This is a genomic window from Pedobacter soli (assembly GCF_900101435.1).
Taxonomy (GTDB): domain Bacteria; phylum Bacteroidota; class Bacteroidia; order Sphingobacteriales; family Sphingobacteriaceae; genus Pedobacter; species Pedobacter soli.
Genome location: NZ_FMZH01000002.1, coordinates 359,938 through 374,983, shown reverse-complemented (window position 1 = coordinate 374,983; position 15,046 = coordinate 359,938). Strand labels below are relative to the sequence as shown.

Annotated in this window: 16 protein-coding genes and 2 tRNA genes; 2 read left to right on the top strand and 16 right to left on the bottom strand. The window is 39.1% G+C overall.

Annotated elements, in window-relative coordinates; all coding sequences use genetic code 11:
• Nucleotides 1–5: 5 nt before the first annotated feature.
• The 7 genes from BLR37_RS05515 to recO form a co-directional block, all read right to left on the bottom strand.
• Entirely contained in the window at nt 6–902 is an 897-nt protein-coding gene (locus BLR37_RS05515; RefSeq protein ID WP_090765651.1) for an NAD(P)/FAD-dependent oxidoreductase, read from the bottom strand.
• Between the two features lie 69 nt (nt 903–971).
• Nucleotides 972–1,598 (bottom strand): class I SAM-dependent methyltransferase, encoded by a 627-nt coding sequence (locus BLR37_RS05510; protein WP_090765648.1) that lies wholly within the window; start codon nt 1,596–1,598, stop codon nt 972–974.
• An 84-nt stretch (nt 1,599–1,682) separates the two neighbouring features.
• Nucleotides 1,683–2,594: a UbiA prenyltransferase family protein gene (locus BLR37_RS05505; RefSeq protein WP_090766535.1), complete on the bottom strand. Its 912-nt coding sequence runs from the start codon at nt 2,592–2,594 to the stop codon at nt 1,683–1,685.
• 240 nt (nt 2,595–2,834) lie between these two features.
• Nucleotides 2,835–3,098: a GIY-YIG nuclease family protein gene (locus tag BLR37_RS05500; RefSeq protein WP_090765645.1), complete on the bottom strand. Its 264-nt coding sequence runs from the start codon at nt 3,096–3,098 to the stop codon at nt 2,835–2,837.
• A gap of 52 nt (nt 3,099–3,150) precedes the next feature.
• Nucleotides 3,151–3,236, bottom strand: a tRNA-Val gene (locus BLR37_RS25275).
• Between the two features lie 223 nt (nt 3,237–3,459).
• Nucleotides 3,460–3,534 (bottom strand) — tRNA-Val (locus tag BLR37_RS05495).
• 94 nt (nt 3,535–3,628) lie between these two features.
• Nucleotides 3,629–4,354, bottom strand: coding sequence for a DNA repair protein RecO (gene recO, locus BLR37_RS05490; RefSeq protein WP_090765642.1), 726 nt, complete (start codon nt 4,352–4,354; stop codon nt 3,629–3,631).
• Between the two features lie 121 nt (nt 4,355–4,475).
• On the opposite strand from recO, the gene BLR37_RS05485 reads away from it, so the two are divergent.
• Nucleotides 4,476–6,827 (top strand): efflux RND transporter permease subunit, encoded by a 2,352-nt coding sequence (locus BLR37_RS05485; RefSeq protein WP_244154602.1) that lies wholly within the window; start codon nt 4,476–4,478, stop codon nt 6,825–6,827.
• Between the two features lie 65 nt (nt 6,828–6,892).
• Complete coding sequence (locus BLR37_RS05480) at nt 6,893–7,489, top strand: hypothetical protein (protein ID WP_090765640.1); 597 nt, start codon at nt 6,893–6,895, stop codon at nt 7,487–7,489.
• A gap of 44 nt (nt 7,490–7,533) precedes the next feature.
• On the opposite strand, the gene BLR37_RS05475 is transcribed toward BLR37_RS05480, so the two are convergent.
• The 9 genes from BLR37_RS05475 to BLR37_RS25080 form a co-directional block, all read right to left on the bottom strand.
• Nucleotides 7,534–9,393, bottom strand: a complete 1,860-nt coding sequence (locus BLR37_RS05475) for an STN and carboxypeptidase regulatory-like domain-containing protein (protein WP_143009537.1) — start codon at nt 9,391–9,393, stop codon at nt 7,534–7,536.
• Nucleotides 9,394–9,396: 3 nt separating this feature from the next.
• Entirely contained in the window at nt 9,397–10,353 is a 957-nt protein-coding gene (locus BLR37_RS05470) for a FecR family protein (RefSeq protein WP_090765635.1), read from the bottom strand.
• Nucleotides 10,354–10,357: 4 nt separating this feature from the next.
• A complete protein-coding gene (locus BLR37_RS05465) occupies nt 10,358–10,924 on the bottom strand; it encodes an RNA polymerase sigma-70 factor (protein WP_208599605.1) in 567 nt (188 codons plus the stop codon).
• Nucleotides 10,925–11,051: 127 nt separating this feature from the next.
• Entirely contained in the window at nt 11,052–11,843 is a 792-nt protein-coding gene (locus tag BLR37_RS05460) for an SDR family NAD(P)-dependent oxidoreductase (RefSeq protein WP_090765632.1), read from the bottom strand.
• A gap of 181 nt (nt 11,844–12,024) precedes the next feature.
• On the bottom strand, nt 12,025–13,029 hold the full coding sequence (locus tag BLR37_RS05455; RefSeq protein WP_167356553.1) for an NAD-dependent epimerase/dehydratase family protein: 1,005 nt from the start codon (nt 13,027–13,029) through the stop codon (nt 12,025–12,027).
• A 1-nt stretch (nt 13,030) separates the two neighbouring features.
• Entirely contained in the window at nt 13,031–13,705 is a 675-nt protein-coding gene (locus BLR37_RS05450) for a DUF6134 family protein (RefSeq protein WP_090765625.1), read from the bottom strand.
• Between the two features lie 135 nt (nt 13,706–13,840).
• A complete protein-coding gene (locus BLR37_RS05445; protein WP_090765622.1) occupies nt 13,841–14,209 on the bottom strand; it encodes a glyoxalase superfamily protein in 369 nt (122 codons plus the stop codon).
• A gap of 294 nt (nt 14,210–14,503) precedes the next feature.
• Nucleotides 14,504–14,776, bottom strand: a complete 273-nt coding sequence (locus BLR37_RS05440; RefSeq protein WP_208599604.1) for an isoleucyl-tRNA synthetase — start codon at nt 14,774–14,776, stop codon at nt 14,504–14,506.
• A 3-nt stretch (nt 14,777–14,779) separates the two neighbouring features.
• A complete protein-coding gene (locus BLR37_RS25080) occupies nt 14,780–14,962 on the bottom strand; it encodes a hypothetical protein (RefSeq protein ID WP_143009536.1) in 183 nt (60 codons plus the stop codon).
• Nucleotides 14,963–15,046 lie beyond the last annotated feature (84 nt).

Below are 15,046 nucleotides of genomic sequence, written 5' to 3'. Positions count from 1 at the left end.
GTCAATCAAAAATCTTCTGAAATCATTTCTTTATTCAACACCACAGCGGCCATAGTGCCTGCTGCCGTGATATACGATAACGACCTGAACATGGTTGCGCAATCGCCTGCCGCATAAACACCTTTTGCAGTAGTTTGCTGCTGCTCATTAACCTTTATTGTTTTCAAATCTGTTAATTCGAAATTGAGCTGCGCATCAAAATCGATATGCTGTTCTACATTTGGTCTGGCATACACCGCCTTTAAAGCCAGTTTTTCTCCTCCGGCAAAAACCACTTCACTAAGATTCCCGTTGGTATGTTCAAATTCAACAATTTCAGTTTCTACTATCAGGATTGATTTAGCTTTTAGCTTTTCAGTTTGTTCAGCTGTTAATTCCGATTTTCCATTGGTAAGCAAGGTTAAATCTTTATTCCACAAATAAAGGTTTTTAGCCATGTCAAAAGCCTGGTCGCCATTCATCATTAAGCCAATTGCCTCGCCCTTAACCTCGTAACCATGGCAATACGGGCAGTGAATTACCGATATGGCCCAGCATTCGGCCAGACCTTTAATTTCTGGCAATACATCTTTTAAACCGGTAGCAATCAGTAGTTTTCTGGCCGAAAAACTTTCGCCACTTTCAAGTCCAACAGTAAAGCCACCTGTTTTTTGACTAGCCTTAATGGCTTTGCCGGCTATCATTTTAGCGGTTGGATATTTTAAAACCTCAGCTTTAGCCTCTGCGGCAATTTCAGCGGGTGTATCGCCGTCATGCGTTAAAAAGTTATGCGAGTGCGGTGTTTGCCTGTTACAAGGTTTCCCGCTATCAATTACAAGTACTGAACGCGTAGCACGGGCCAAAGTAAGCGCAGCAGATAAACCCGAGTAACTGCCACCAATTATAATTACATCAAAATTCATATATCTTTCTTTTGGAACAAAAATGAGCAAAGACACCATTAAATGCAACAAAGATGCATTGTAAGAATGTCATTTTTTATAGATCGCACCTTTAATAAAGCCGCTATAATAAAAACGTTCTTCCACCACTTCGTAGTTTTTACCTAAAAAATAAGGATGCATATCAATCAGGTTACTGGCTTCTACAATGCCTAATAATTTAAAAAAACGGTACATCGATTTCAGCAGGAGCAATTTCCACCATTTTCCTTTGTTTGCATCGAGCGAGAAATCGACCAGAAACCACAATGCGCCAGGTTTTAAATAGCTATCTAATTGTTCAAATACCTCGCTGGCTCTTGTTTCTGAAAAATTATCGAACAGAAATGGCGTTAGCACTACATCAAATGCTGTTTCGGCGGTAAAGGCTTCAATGCCTTCGTTCACAAACACCACTTCGTTGCCTCCACAATTTCTCGCTTTCGAAAGCGCAATCATTTTAGCAGAAATTTCCACATAAACAATTTTTAGCCCGGCAGGATGCGCCTTAGCGAGTTCTTCTAAAATCCATCCCGTCCCCCCACCTACTATCAGCACTTCGCTATTTTTTTGGATATAACGCAGTTGATTAACCTGCGCATTTACCTGCGCTTTAAAAAACACCAAACGACTTAGCGTATCATAATGTCTGGCTATTTTATCGTAGTTGTTATCCATGTTGGTTAATTGTTTAAATTGTACAAATCGGTTAATTGTAATACCCAACAATTAACCAGTTAACCGATCCTAACAGTTAACCATCTACCCTACAAATTGCATTCCTACTATCCCGCAAATGGCTTTGAACAAAATCAGTCCGTCGATCACCATTAAATAGTAAAGAATATTTTTTCGCCGGTGCATGGAATAAGCCACATAAATGGTAAAGATAAAGGGTAACACATTGCAAAATACCAGGGGCCAGGCAAAACCTTTGTAACTGGCAAATATGCCTAGTGAAATTAAACCCACGACTAACAAGGGAATGAGGATATTAAAAATGGTTCTTCTCAGACCGTAACGTACCACAAAAGTTCTTAAATGCCGGTTTGCATCAGTAGGGTAATCCTTAATATCGAAAATGATGGCGTTTACGGTACAGAACATCCAGTTCTTGATAAATAACCAGGTCCACAATACCGAATCGTGATAACCTATACCGGTCTCGATTTTGAGCATAATGAGCGGCAATACATTGGCACAACAGGCCCATACAAAACCAATAACAAAGGCTTTTAGCCAGCCGGTATTGCGCAGGTTAAACTTTAAAAACGATCGGGGCAACAAACCATAATACAAACCACCGGCAGTCACAATAATCAGTATAGCTATCCAATAACTAAGTGGCAGGGCCAGAAAGTGATCAAAATTCTGGTAAAGCAGGTTTATTGTCAGCAACATACAACTGATAAAAAGCACTGCCTGACTGTAATTAATAAACTGCTTATGTTTAAAATACCACTGATTACGCGGATTGGTTGTAGATGGTTTTGTCGATACTTTGTTATAGGCGTAAGTGTAATAAATGGTTGGCGCCAGGAAAAGTAGCAGGTAATAATTTAGCGAATTAAAAGGTACCCTCAACTGCACGGTAGCTTCGATGGTTAAGGCAACAGCAAGTATCCCTACAAAGTAGTTTCCAAAAAAAATGAACCTGATAATTTTACCGAGCATTGCCTGTGTTTTCTGCAGCCAATTTATGTAAAACTTAACCATATAAGAAACATAAGGCCATCTAAGCTTAAATGACTTATATGGTAAAACAAATACCACAATTAAAACCGAAAATTTCAACCACAAAAAAAGCCTTCCAGTTTCCTGAAAGGCTTTGGTGGGAAATGATCCCGATGTTCAAATCGGGACGCCCCCCGCGGTGTAAACGGGATGCGCTGAACCAGCTGAACTGAATAATTTCTAGGTTATCTTAATATCTTTTGCCGAAGCAATTAATTTTTCAATCATTAATCTGCTCTTCCATCTCTTAATCTCTTTCTCCTTTAGAATTGCAAGTGTTCTTGTTTCAAAAATTTCACTCCAAACGATACGCCAATCCCCGGTATGACCGGTAAAACCTGAGTGATTTGTGTTATGCTTCTTTAACCTATCCTGCAGACTACTTGTCGATCCTACATAATATTTATTTCGAGTATCTGAATATAGAATGTAAGCATAAAACATATAATAAATATAAGGATTAGCTTAATAAAATCTGTGAACGTAATGAAAACTTTGGCTGGGCAATGATCCCGATGTTCTAATCGGGACGACCCCCTCGGTGTAAACGAGGTACTCTGAACCAGCTGAGCTAATTTCCCAAGTGAGCTTTGCAATTAAAACCGAAAATTTCAACCACAAAAAAAGCCTTCCAGTTTCCTGAAAAGCTTTTGTGGAAAATGATCCCGATGTTCAAATCGGGACGCCCCCCGCGGTGTAAACGGGATGCGCTGAACCAGCTGAGCTAATTTCCCAAGTGAGCCTTGCAATTAAATCCAAAAATTTAGCCACAAAAAAAGCCTTCCAGTTTCCTGAAAGGCTTTAGTGGGAAATGAGGGGTTCGAACCCCCGACCCCCTCGGTGTAAACGAGGTGCTCTGAACCAGCTGAGCTAATTTCCCTTTTGTTATTTTGTCAATTTAATGCCCAACTCTCCGTTTGGGAATGCAAATATAGCGCTATAAAACTGTTCTGCAAATCTTTTTTTCTTTTTTTTCAGCTCAGCAAAGTTTCGAGGATTTTATGCGACTGAACTGTACCAAACGAAGCTGTATGTAAGGTATAGAAAACCAATATCTTATCTAACAAAAACCTGCGCTGACTATTGGTTAATTTTATTTCAGAATTTTTTTCGAGTGGTGTATTAAAAAGTGAAGTAAACTGTAAAGCATCGTCTAATTGCAGGTAATTGGCATGAATAGGCACCCGCGAAAAGAACTCTCCCTCCTGCAAATCGAAATAAATCTGGTCGGTTCTTCTTTTTTCGTTTGGTGCAAAACCCAAAAAACGGGTCAGTTTTAGTAAAAAAGACAGGTGAAAATTCGGGCTGATTTCTTCCACTTCATCAAACCAGGCTACCGAATTGAAAATATAATCGAACAGGTCTTCATCAGCTGATTGTTGCCTGATACTTTTATACAATACCTCGTTAAGAAAAATAACGATACTGGTTTTTACCATATCGTAAGGAATGCTTTTAAACACTGGCGTTTGCCGCACTTCAGCTACTCGCTGAATGTTGGTATTGGCCTTATGGTACACCACCATATCTAACAAATGGAGCGATTGGAGCATGTTCATCTTAATCTTAGCTTTTGGCTTTTTAACCCCATTTATCAGGTAAGACTGCATGCCAAATTTATCGGTAAGTACCTGCACAATCACACTGCTTTCGCTGTAATTGGTGGTCTTTAAAACAATACCTCTAACTTTATGCAACATGCGTTTAAAACATTTTTTTCAAAAGTATGTTATTTGTGCAAATTTAATTGTGCAAAAAGTAATCACGTTTTACAAATAAGATTAGTTTTGCCGTTAATATTATCATTAAAAAAAGCTGCACATGTGGGTTAAGCTATCGAGATTTATTCTTCAGAACCGTATCGCAATCATTCTATTTTTCGTTCTCGGAACCATTTTTATGGCTTATCAGGCCAAAAACGTAAAACTCTCTTATACAGGAAGTAAAATTTTACCCGTAACCGACAGTGCATTTATTAAATACAATGCCTTCAAAAAAACCTTTGGAGAAGATGGCAGTGTGATGGTTGTGGGGATACAATCGCCAGATATTTTCAAGAAAGAAGTTTACAACCAGTGGGTAGAACTCTCTAACAGTATCCAGAAATTAAAAGGTATTAAGCAGGTATTATCATCAGGAAGGATTTTCCAACTGGAGAAGGATACCGTGAACCAAAAATTTGTTTTAAAACCAATACCAGGTGGCTTGGTTAAAACAGATACGGAGATGGACTCGATTAAAAACACCATTTATAACAATCCTTTTTTTGAGGGACTGGTGTACAACCGCCAGAATGCCACTTTAATGGCCATTACTTTCGATACTAAAATATTAAATACCGCTGCGCGCAATCCGATTTTAAAAGAAATTGAGGCCAAAGCCAAAGCTTTCCAGAGTAAGACTAAAATACAGGTGCATATTTCGGGCTTACCTTATATCCGTACTGCGGTGAGTAAATTGGTCAGCAACGAGTTTGTGTTGTTTTTAGGTTTATCGATTTTAGTTTCGGCATTAATTTTACTGTTTTTCTTTAAGAAATTCTACGCTGTTTTCTTCCCGATTTTGGTTGTAGTAATGGGTGTAATCTGGAGTATCGGCACACTGGTGTTGTTTGGTTTTGAACTGACCATTTTAACAGGACTTATTCCACCACTTATTGTAATTATTGGTATTCCAAACAGCATCTTATTGTTAAACAAATACCAGAACGAACTGAGAAAACATGGCGACAAACAACTGGCTTTAAGCGTAACTATTGAGCGGATTGCCATTACCACTTTAATCGCTAACATTACCGCAGCCATTGGTTTCGGCGTATTGTATTTTACCGGCAGCGAGCTATTGATGCAGTTTGGCAGTGTGGCATCCATCAACGTAATGGTAACCTGGTTAATGTGCCTGTGTTTAATTCCGATTATTTTCAGCTACCTGCCGGCACCTAAGCTGAAAGCACAAACCCATGTTGAAGAAGGCTTTCTACACAAATTACTGGTTAAAACCGATGCACTGGTACAGCAAAAAAGCAGTTTAATTTACATCGGAACGATTGTGATTTCGATCATCGCCTTCATAGGAGTAATGAAAATTAACGTTAATGGCTATGTGGTTGACGATTTACCCAAAAACTCGGAAATTTTAACCGATTTAAAATTCTTTGAGAAAAACTTCGAAGGGATTTTACCACTTGAGGTAAGCGTAGATACCAGGAAAAAGAATGGTGTTTTCAACCTAACCAACCTGAAAAGAATAGAAAAGCTGGAGAAAATGATTTCAGCCTATCCGGAATTTTCTCGTTCAATTTCGGTAAACATGGGCTTAAAATATGCTACACAGGCTTTTTACAATAACGATTCTACCTTTTTCCGTTTGCCTGACAATCTCGAGAAGAACTTTATTCTGGCCTATATTGCCAACGGAGGAAAAGGCAACGCAAGTTTATTAACCAATTTTATCAGCAAAGGCAACCAAAGCACCAGAATCAGTTTCCAGATGGCTGATGTGGGTTCGAAACGCCTTGATGCAATTATGGCCGAACTGAAGCCAAGGATTGACAGCATTTTGCCTCCGGCGAAATTTGAAGTAGAACTAACCGGTTCAAGTATCATTTTTTCTAAAGGTACCGATTACATGTTAGAGCATCTGGTAGAAAGTATTGCCCTTGCCATAGTGCTGATTTCGCTATTAAGGCTGGCTCAGTTTAAAAGTTTGGGCATTATGTTTATTTCGTTGTTGCCCAACATTGTGCCCTTGATTATTACCGCTGGTATTATGGGCTATTTTGGTATTTCATTAAAACCTTCAACCATTCTAATTTTTACGATTGCCTTTGGTCTGGCCTCCGATCAAACCATTTATTTCCTTACCCGGTACCAGCAAGAGCTTAACCTGACCAATTTCAGTGTGCCTAAAGTAATTACCGATACGATTACCGAAACCGGTGTAAGTATGACGCATATTGCCTTAATCTTATTCTTTGGCTTTGGTATCTTCACTGCTTCAACTTTCGGCGGAACAGTAGTATTGGGTCTACTCCTATCAATAACACTTTTAGTGGCGCTGATTTTTAACCTCACCTTATTACCTGCTTTAGTATTATGGTTAGATAAAAAGAAAGTAAGAAAAGTAATTTCTGATGAAGAAAGCGCAAAGAATGCGAGTGAATTTGATCATTAATTGATCTTAAATCCTATAAGGTTTTAAAAACCTTATAGGATTATTACATTTATATAAAAATTGCTATGAAATATTTTGACAAATTTCATCCCGACAATTTTTACCATATTTATAACCATGCTGTAGGAGACGAAAATTTATTTAGGATACATGATAATTTTATTTTTTTCCTAAACAGGTATAATAAATACATCTCTCCAATAGCTAAGACCTTTAGCTATTGTTTAATGCCTAATCATTTTCACTTCTTGATACAGGTGAAGAATGAGGAAGAAATTAGACGATTGGCCAGAAACAACGATGATGAGTTTTACTTCCATAAATTCATTATGCAACAACTCAGTAATTTCTTAAATAGTTACGCAAAAGCCTTTAACAAGCAGCATAATAGAAGAGGTGCTTTATTTTTGGATTTCACCCGGAGAAAAGCGATTAATGACGAATTTTATTTCTCCAGAATAATTAACTATATCCACCAGAACCCGGTTCATCACGGCTTCTGTAAGTCCGCAGCAGACTGGGAATACTCTTCTTATAATTCAATAATTTCTGTCAATAAAAACACAAAGCTTGAACGAAATGCTGTTTTTGACTGGTTTGGAGGCATAGAAGAGTTTATATTATTTCATCAAAAAGAAAAATTTGTAGATTTTGAAATCTGAATTTGAGACCTATAAGGTTTTAAAAACCTTATAGGTCTGTGAATTTACAAAATTACCAGCCCCACATTCCAGCCAATCCAGCCGGTAAGGCGCGGATTTTTAAAAGAAAAATCCTGATGTTTTTGCTGTAATAAACCAAAATTACTAATAGCCGTATTTTGTTTGGTGTAATACATATTTACCGAAGGACCACCTTGTATGGCCAGCCATTTATTTATACGGATATTTAATGGCAATTCGAATTTATTGAGCAGGTTAAGGTAATCCCAACTACCCTGATAAACATATTGGCTGCTGATTTCGGGGTTTAAGGAAAACTTACCGAAAAGACCAATTTCTTTTCCAAAGCCTAAACCTGCAGTATATACTTTCTCGCCTGCTTTACTATTCATTCCAAACATTAACATATTGTACAGGTTTTTGCTACCTCCTTTATAAGCCACATTGTAGGGCGTACTTTCGTTTGTACCCAGGCTCAATTTATGGTAGCCGTTTAGGGCAACATTAATTAAACCAATGGAGTAACCATCGTTCTGCCCCGAAATATTAATAATACCCAATTGGACTCCCTTAAGTTTCCCGGCATAATTAATTACTCCGGTTTGCAAGCCCCTGGCTGTACTTGCGGTGTAATTACCCAATACGGCAACACTCACCCCTTCTGATTGCTGATTTAAATTGGCAATACCCGCAATTTGCATCCCTCTGGATTTACCTCTAACCAGATTTGCTGCAACTCCAACCTGAAGTCCCTCTTGTTTTTCAGCAATGAGGTTAAATGCCCCAACCTGAAAACCATTCAGCCTTCTGCCAATAGTATTCAAGCCTAAAGAGACCTGCATACCATTAAAATCATTGCCAATGTGGTTGTAAATGCCACCAACCTGAAAGCCTTCAAAACTTTTACCTATATAATTATAACCAAGTGCAACCTGTGCAGCTTCTACTCCGCCAATTACCTGATTAAAAAAACCGGCTATTTGAGCGCCGTGAACATTACCACCAACCAGGTTAAAAGCACCGGCAAACTGAAAGTATCGTACATCGCTCTTATCAATATTGAAAATTAAACCAATTTCGCCACCATCAACACCAGCGCTATAGGCACCAATGGCATTGAAAGAAAATTTATTAACCACTTGCCCGCTTAAGGAGCCATGAGAGTTTAAGCCCGGAAGCAAGGCAAACTGAAAAGGTGCTTTAGCAATAAAGCCACCAATATTAATCGACTGGATTTTTTGCCCGGTAGTTACCAAGGCATTGCCTAACCAGGTTTTTTCGACTTCATCCAAATTACCGCTAATAAAACGCTCACTAACCTGGCCTTTGGTATGAACTACATTAACCTCTGCCAGAAAATGGGTAACGGTTGATTTATAATTCTCTTTACTAACCGTTAAAGAAATGGGCTGGCTAATATTTTTTAAACGCATGGAAAAATACCCGTTGCCATCCGAAATTTCGGAAACCAGCAGGTTCTTTTCGTAAATACTGGCATCGGCAATGGGCTTGTGCAATTGTTTATCAACAATTTGGCCGGTAATAGTATACAAATCTGTATTACCTACCGATTCGTTAACGAGCAACACCAGCTCCATGGGCGCGTACCTGATGATAATGAAATTGCCGGCCTGGCGGTATTCGAACCGGTGATTTAAGATTTTATCGAGCGCCTCAGCGATGTTTAAATTATTATCGTGAATGCTAACCAGACTATCGGTTGGCAATATATTGCTGTTGTAAGAGAAACGGAATGCCCCCTGCGTTTCAATCATGCTCAGTACCTTACCCAGTTGTTGCTTTTCGATATTAAGCGAAATATTCCTGGCTAAAAGCGACTGCGCCTGAGCAGAAAAACTAAACCACAACAACAAAAAACAAATCAGTCTGACTATTATGCGCATGGTTTATTTCAGTTTAATAATTCCCTGACCATATTCGACTTTAATTTTTAAGGTTTGAGCCACCACCTCTAAGATCTCGGTTAACTTTTCATTTTTAAAGGTGGTGCTAATCGGTAAAGTTTTGATTGCCGGATTCGTAATAACAATATTGGTTTTAAATTTTTCGTTAAGCACCGGAACCAGCTCGCTGAGTGGGGTTCCATCGCAAACCAGCTCGCCAGAGTAATAATAGTTATAAAGTTTACCCTGGTTTTCGCCTTTAAACAATTTGGTTTGATTTTGGGTAACGGCTACTTTCTCACCCGCAGTTAAGCGCACACTATCCTGTCGGTTATTCACTTTAACAATGCCGCTTTCTACAATCACCACCGTTTCGTTGTTATTGCTTTTTACATTAAATGCTGTGCCCACAACTGTTATCTGCACCTGATTAACATCAATAATAAAGGGTTTTGCTTTGTTGGCACTCACTTTAAAAAAAGCCTCACCCTTAAGTTTTACCTGCCGGGTTTTATTAAAAAAGCCGCCTACAAACGACACAGAGGATTGTTTATTCAGAATCACTGTAGAACCATCTGGCAGTTGCTGGGTTAGTGCCATTGCATTGCTGGTTACCGCTAATTTGTTAGCCACCAGATTTTGATAAGCAAACAAGCCGGCCGCAAAAACAATTGCGATAACTGCTACCCAACGCAGCACGTTTTTGTAAGCCCACATTTTGGCTTTAGTTTCTTTTTCCAAACGCAGGTTTAATCTGGCTAAAGCATCCTGCGCATCAATCCCTGAATCATGCTGCAGTTTGCTTTTTTCCAGTATGGTCCTGAAATCCGTTAATTGTTTAAGGTTTTCGGGAGAAGATTTTGCCCATAACTCTACCTGCTCACTTTCGGGCACAGTAGCCTCGCCAAGCAGGTATTTTGCAAGCAAATCTTCATTTATAGGTGTAAAATTTTTATCCATACGTTTATTTTAAAAGAATAAAAATGAGGATCAGAAAATCGATTACCCGGTGCCTTAAAATCTTTAGCGCTTTTCCCATCTGATTTTCGACCGTTTTAACCGAAATGTTAAGGGCAGCAGCAATTTCCTGATATTTCATTTGCTCGAACCTACTCAGCTGAAATACATGACGGCATTTCTCTGGCAGATCGTTAATTGCTGAATGGATATTTTTCTCCAGTTCAGTTACTGTAATTTCAGTATTTAAGTTTCCCATCTCGTTTTTTACAGCATCGGCATAATGTACATTGAAATTCGATCTTACTTTTTGATGTTTTAAATAATTTAAGCTTTCGTTGTGTACAGCCCGATAAAGGAACGATTTTAAAAAGCCATCTGTTTTAAGCTGTTCACGACGGGTCCAGATGCGCACAAACACATTTTGCACAATCTCTTCGGCATCATCGCGATCTTTAACCATGGTAAAAGCATAGGCGTGCAGGCTTTTAAAATGTATTAAAAATGCTTCGTCGAAAGCCTGCTTGTTGCCGCTTTTGATTAATCCAATAAGATGTGTATCGTTACTTTCCAAGCCTGTTATTAATGTTTTTCGTTTCTTTTACCACAGATAATAAGTCAGCATAAGTCAATCTTATGAAAACAAAAGATAGACCTTCATCTGTGTTCATCCTTTTTATCTGTGGTTAATATTTTACATCCTATGCTGTTAAAATCGTCCTCAATTTACGCCTTATTATAATTTCTTTTAAAAAGGTGGGGATTATTTTATCCAGCAGCACCAGAAAACGGTTGGCAAAACCAGGGATAATTTCCTTTTTACCTTTAAACATCCCATCAATTGCAGTTTTAGCTACATAATCGGCCTCCAAAATGGTGGCTTTGGCAAAACCTTTCAATGTATGGTTCATTACCAGCAGTTCGGGCTTGGTATTAATCCCTCCGGGACTAAGCAAACTGATGTGCACATTGGTACCACTGAGTTCGAGCTGCAGGCAGCGTGTAAAATAGCCGATAAACGACTTGGTTGCCCCATAAACCTGTTTTTTAGGCACAATAAAATGGCCGCCCAAACTCCCTACATTTAAAATATAGCTGGCTTTAGCCTTATCAATGTGGTTTAAAAACAAGCGGGTAAGCAAAACGGTATTGGTAATGTTCAGCTCAATTTGGGTGCGGTAAAAATCGGTGTTTTTATCTTCAAACCACGACCAGTTACCCAGCCCTGCATTGTTAATTAGCACATTAATTTCTATCTCCATCACCTTCAGTTGCTCAAATATTTGATTGGCTGAAGTACTTTCGGTCAGGTCTATTTCGATACAAAAAACCTTAGCGTTAAAATTAACCCTGAGGTAATTGGCCAGATAATCTAACCCACTGTTTGGCAAAGCAACCAGCACCAGGTTAAGTCCGCGTTGTGCCCACTCAATGGCAAAAGATTTTCCTAAACCTTCACTTGCACCTGTAATTAAAGCTGTTAGTTGTTTCATTTTATTTTCTTATTGTTTTCTTCTCACCCGTCCTCGTTTGTCACAAAGTGATTCCTTTAGAATAACGAGGATGACTGGGCATGTCGATTGTATCGACCACAAGCATTTTTTAGCCACAGATTGCACAGATAAACACGGATTTAAATTCCAAATTAGCTGCATGCATTCTTTTCATCTATCTTTAATTACGTTGAAAATGGTTCACTGTTTTGCCTAAACCAACCGCAAAAGGTGTAATACGATAGTTTAACTCGGCAATGGCCTTATTGCTGCAATATTGTTGATTACACTTTAAACGATCGGCAAATTCGGGGAGGAAAAATGGCGTTAGCTTAAACAACCTGTTTTTTAAAAACTCGAGCATGCTGTAAGCTTTAATGATACTTACCGGGATTTTATACAGACTGCGTTTTTTTCCGGTGATTTGCTTCAGCGTATTAAAAAAGCCATTAAAAGAAACATCTTCGCCTCCCAAAATATACCTTTCGCCATTTCGGCCATGTTGCATAGCCGCAATATGCCCTTCAACCACATCGTCTACAAAGGCATAATTGGCAATGGCTTTTCCATCGCCCGGAATAAAATGCCAGGTGCCGCCAATATACCCGGTAACCATTTTACTCACGGTATTGCTATCGGTTATTGGTCCATCGCCATATACCCGAGAAGGATTTACAATAACCACATCAAGCCCTTTCTGTACAAAGGCTTTTACTTCGAGCTCTGCCAGGTATTTGGTACGCTCGTAGCTAATGGGAAAACCTACCGCCCGCGGATCGTTTTCGGAAACCGGAAGGTTAAGCGTTGGACCCCAAACCCCACAAGTTGAGGTATGCACTACGCGGTCGACCCCCGATTTTAATGCACAACTTAAAACATTGGCGGTACCGGTTACATTTACATCGTAAAAATCGGTTTCGTTTTTACACCACATTTTGGCCATGGCCGCGGTATGATAAACCTGGGCGCAACCTTTCATCGCTTTTGCTAAACTTTTAACCTCTAAAATATCACCTTTTACAAAATGGATGTTGCGGTGCCTGATTAGGAAAGGATGTTCGGTATCGCGACAAAGTGCTACTACATCATGGCCCGTTTCGGCAAGGCTAAGGCAAAGTTTACGCCCGATAAAACCCGAAGCTCCGGTTACTAAAACCCTGAGATATTTATGATTAATGGCTTCCATATTAAACCAACTCCATTTTGATGGTGTACAATGAATGATTAACGACCACCAGCTTACAAATTCCATTTTCGAAATAATAATCGTTATAGTTACCATCGGGCAAATTAACCCGGTATTGATGTGCTGCCTGTTTTTTGATGTGCAAAAAACACTGAAAATTATCTGAATAGACCTGACTGATAGCAACAGGCTCGGTAGTATAAAGCAGCATCATGTTATAGGCAATAGCCTGATTAAAGCTGTTAAATTTATTGCCTGATTGTAACTGGTAGCCATTGTTTTGGAAAATGGTTTTCTTGCATTCTTTGGCTTTGCCATTAACCAGGCGGCTTACTTCTGAGGAGATTAATCGGCCGTTTTTAAAATGCGCCAGATCTTCGGTCTGCACATCGATTTTGAACACAAAACGGGTGCTTACCTGAGAAGTAATTTTGAGGTAAGTACTTTCGCCATCAGTATTTTGATTGAATGCAAGTTTACCTATTACCTCGCCATTTCGTTTGATGTTGTAAACCTGGGTAAGCTTGTGCGCAAATGCAGAAAAATTTAGGGCGAGCAACACTACCACCACAGTGGCAGATTTAGTTGACAGGGAGACACTGCTTAAACCACTTTTTTTGTTTAACCTTGGCAGGATGTATTTCTTACACAGCCAAATTACTAATGCTGGAATCATATTTTCTCTGTTTTTTAGAGCTAATACAACTCAAAAGGATTTTACCCCTACGTGGCTTTTAGTTTTTTTAAAAAAAATGATTTTTCTTTCATAATGGTGCAAATAATTTGATAAGGCCAGGTTAAAAGTTTGCAATTAGGCTATATTTTGACAATAACGCAGTGTATTGCCATCTGGATCGGTCACATAAAATTCTCTCCGGCCCCAGGTTTGATCTACTGGTCCCTGGTGCACAGGTGATCCGGTTTTAACTTTTAAACCGCGGCTCACAAATTTGGCAAATAAAACGTCTACGTCCTGAACATATACATAAACAACAGAACCAAACAGGCCGTCGCTTTCGTAAGTGGTAATTTGCAGTTCCATGTTTTCGTGACCGAGATCGACTACCGGCGAATCTGTCGTATCATCCGGCCAGGTCATGCGAAAATCCAGCACTTCTGTATAAAACTGAATCGCTGCACGCATATTACGCACTTTAAACAAGGGGATGAAACTGTTCATATTCAAAAATAAAAAATAGTTGACAGCTATCCATACGATATCCCTAAACGATGACACGACAGCGAATGAGTGCGCCACTAAAAGCGGGAATAATGAGCGGTTTTAAAAAATTTTGGCGGTTGAAAGGTACCGCATTAGGTTTACAGCACAGGCTAAAGTGAATTAAACCTGATGGCAGTGAAAAGCCCGCAGTGCAACGAGGACTTGTAACGAACAGCAGGGCTAACGTTAAAATGAAATGCAGGCTTTGCTTTTCTAAAGATGATAGTAAAATTGACAGGAAGTGTAAACAGCTTACTCTTTTATGGGCTTTTCCTCTTCCTCATCTACAGGCACTTCTACCGTTGGATCGGTAATAATTTCGGCATTGCCATCTTTGTCCTTTTTGGCAAAAAGAATGGGATATAATAACCACAAGGCTCCAACCATAACCAAAACCCCGGAGAGCATTTGCACATAGCGGCTACCACTTACATCATTACTTTCTAAAACCTTATAGGCAATATACGTAAGGATGCCCAAAACAAGCACCCAAGCTGCCTTTTGTAACTTTAAGAGCCTGATCATGAATTATCTTTTTTTAAGTTTTATGATATGTACTAAAACAAAGATTAACCCAATTAGTTCGAGCAGGCCGCAGAAATAAAAAGCATAAAGTACAAAATCGCGGTTTATGGGGTTTACTACCGCCACAATTGGCAAAGCAATTACGGCCACCACCATCATTGCAAGCCCGATATTAAATAATTTCACATTAAAAGTATTTACATCAAAACTACCAAAATCCGCTCAATTCTGTTAACTTTGCAACCTTTAATTTTTTGAGGTACTTGATTG

Bases quoted from the DNA above. Each gene is read 5' to 3' on its own strand.
- BLR37_RS05500 (WP_090765645.1), bottom strand. From the start codon at position 3,098: ATGTTTTATGCTTACATTCTATATTCAGATACTCGAAATAAATATTAT.
- BLR37_RS05510 (WP_090765648.1), bottom strand. From the start codon at position 1,598: ATGGATAACAACTACGATAAAATAGCCAGACATTATGATACGCTAAGT.
- BLR37_RS05485 (WP_244154602.1), top strand. From the start codon at position 4,476: ATGTGGGTTAAGCTATCGAGATTTATTCTTCAGAACCGTATCGCAATC.
- BLR37_RS05475 (WP_143009537.1), bottom strand. From the start codon at position 9,393: ATGCGCATAATAGTCAGACTGATTTGTTTTTTGTTGTTGTGGTTTAGT.
- BLR37_RS05505 (WP_090766535.1), bottom strand. From the start codon at position 2,594: ATGCTCGGTAAAATTATCAGGTTCATTTTTTTTGGAAACTACTTTGTA.
- BLR37_RS05450 (WP_090765625.1), bottom strand. From the start codon at position 13,705: ATGATTCCAGCATTAGTAATTTGGCTGTGTAAGAAATACATCCTGCCA.
- BLR37_RS05445 (WP_090765622.1), bottom strand. From the start codon at position 14,209: ATGAACAGTTTCATCCCCTTGTTTAAAGTGCGTAATATGCGTGCAGCG.
- BLR37_RS05470 (WP_090765635.1), bottom strand. From the start codon at position 10,353: ATGGATAAAAATTTTACACCTATAAATGAAGATTTGCTTGCAAAATAC.
- BLR37_RS05480 (WP_090765640.1), top strand. From the start codon at position 6,893: ATGAAATATTTTGACAAATTTCATCCCGACAATTTTTACCATATTTAT.
- BLR37_RS05460 (WP_090765632.1), bottom strand. From the start codon at position 11,843: ATGAAACAACTAACAGCTTTAATTACAGGTGCAAGTGAAGGTTTAGGA.
- BLR37_RS05440 (WP_208599604.1), bottom strand. From the start codon at position 14,776: ATGATCAGGCTCTTAAAGTTACAAAAGGCAGCTTGGGTGCTTGTTTTG.
- BLR37_RS05515 (WP_090765651.1), bottom strand. From the start codon at position 902: ATGAATTTTGATGTAATTATAATTGGTGGCAGTTACTCGGGTTTATCT.
- recO (WP_090765642.1), bottom strand. From the start codon at position 4,354: ATGTTGCATAAAGTTAGAGGTATTGTTTTAAAGACCACCAATTACAGC.
- BLR37_RS05455 (WP_167356553.1), bottom strand. From the start codon at position 13,029: ATGGAAGCCATTAATCATAAATATCTCAGGGTTTTAGTAACCGGAGCT.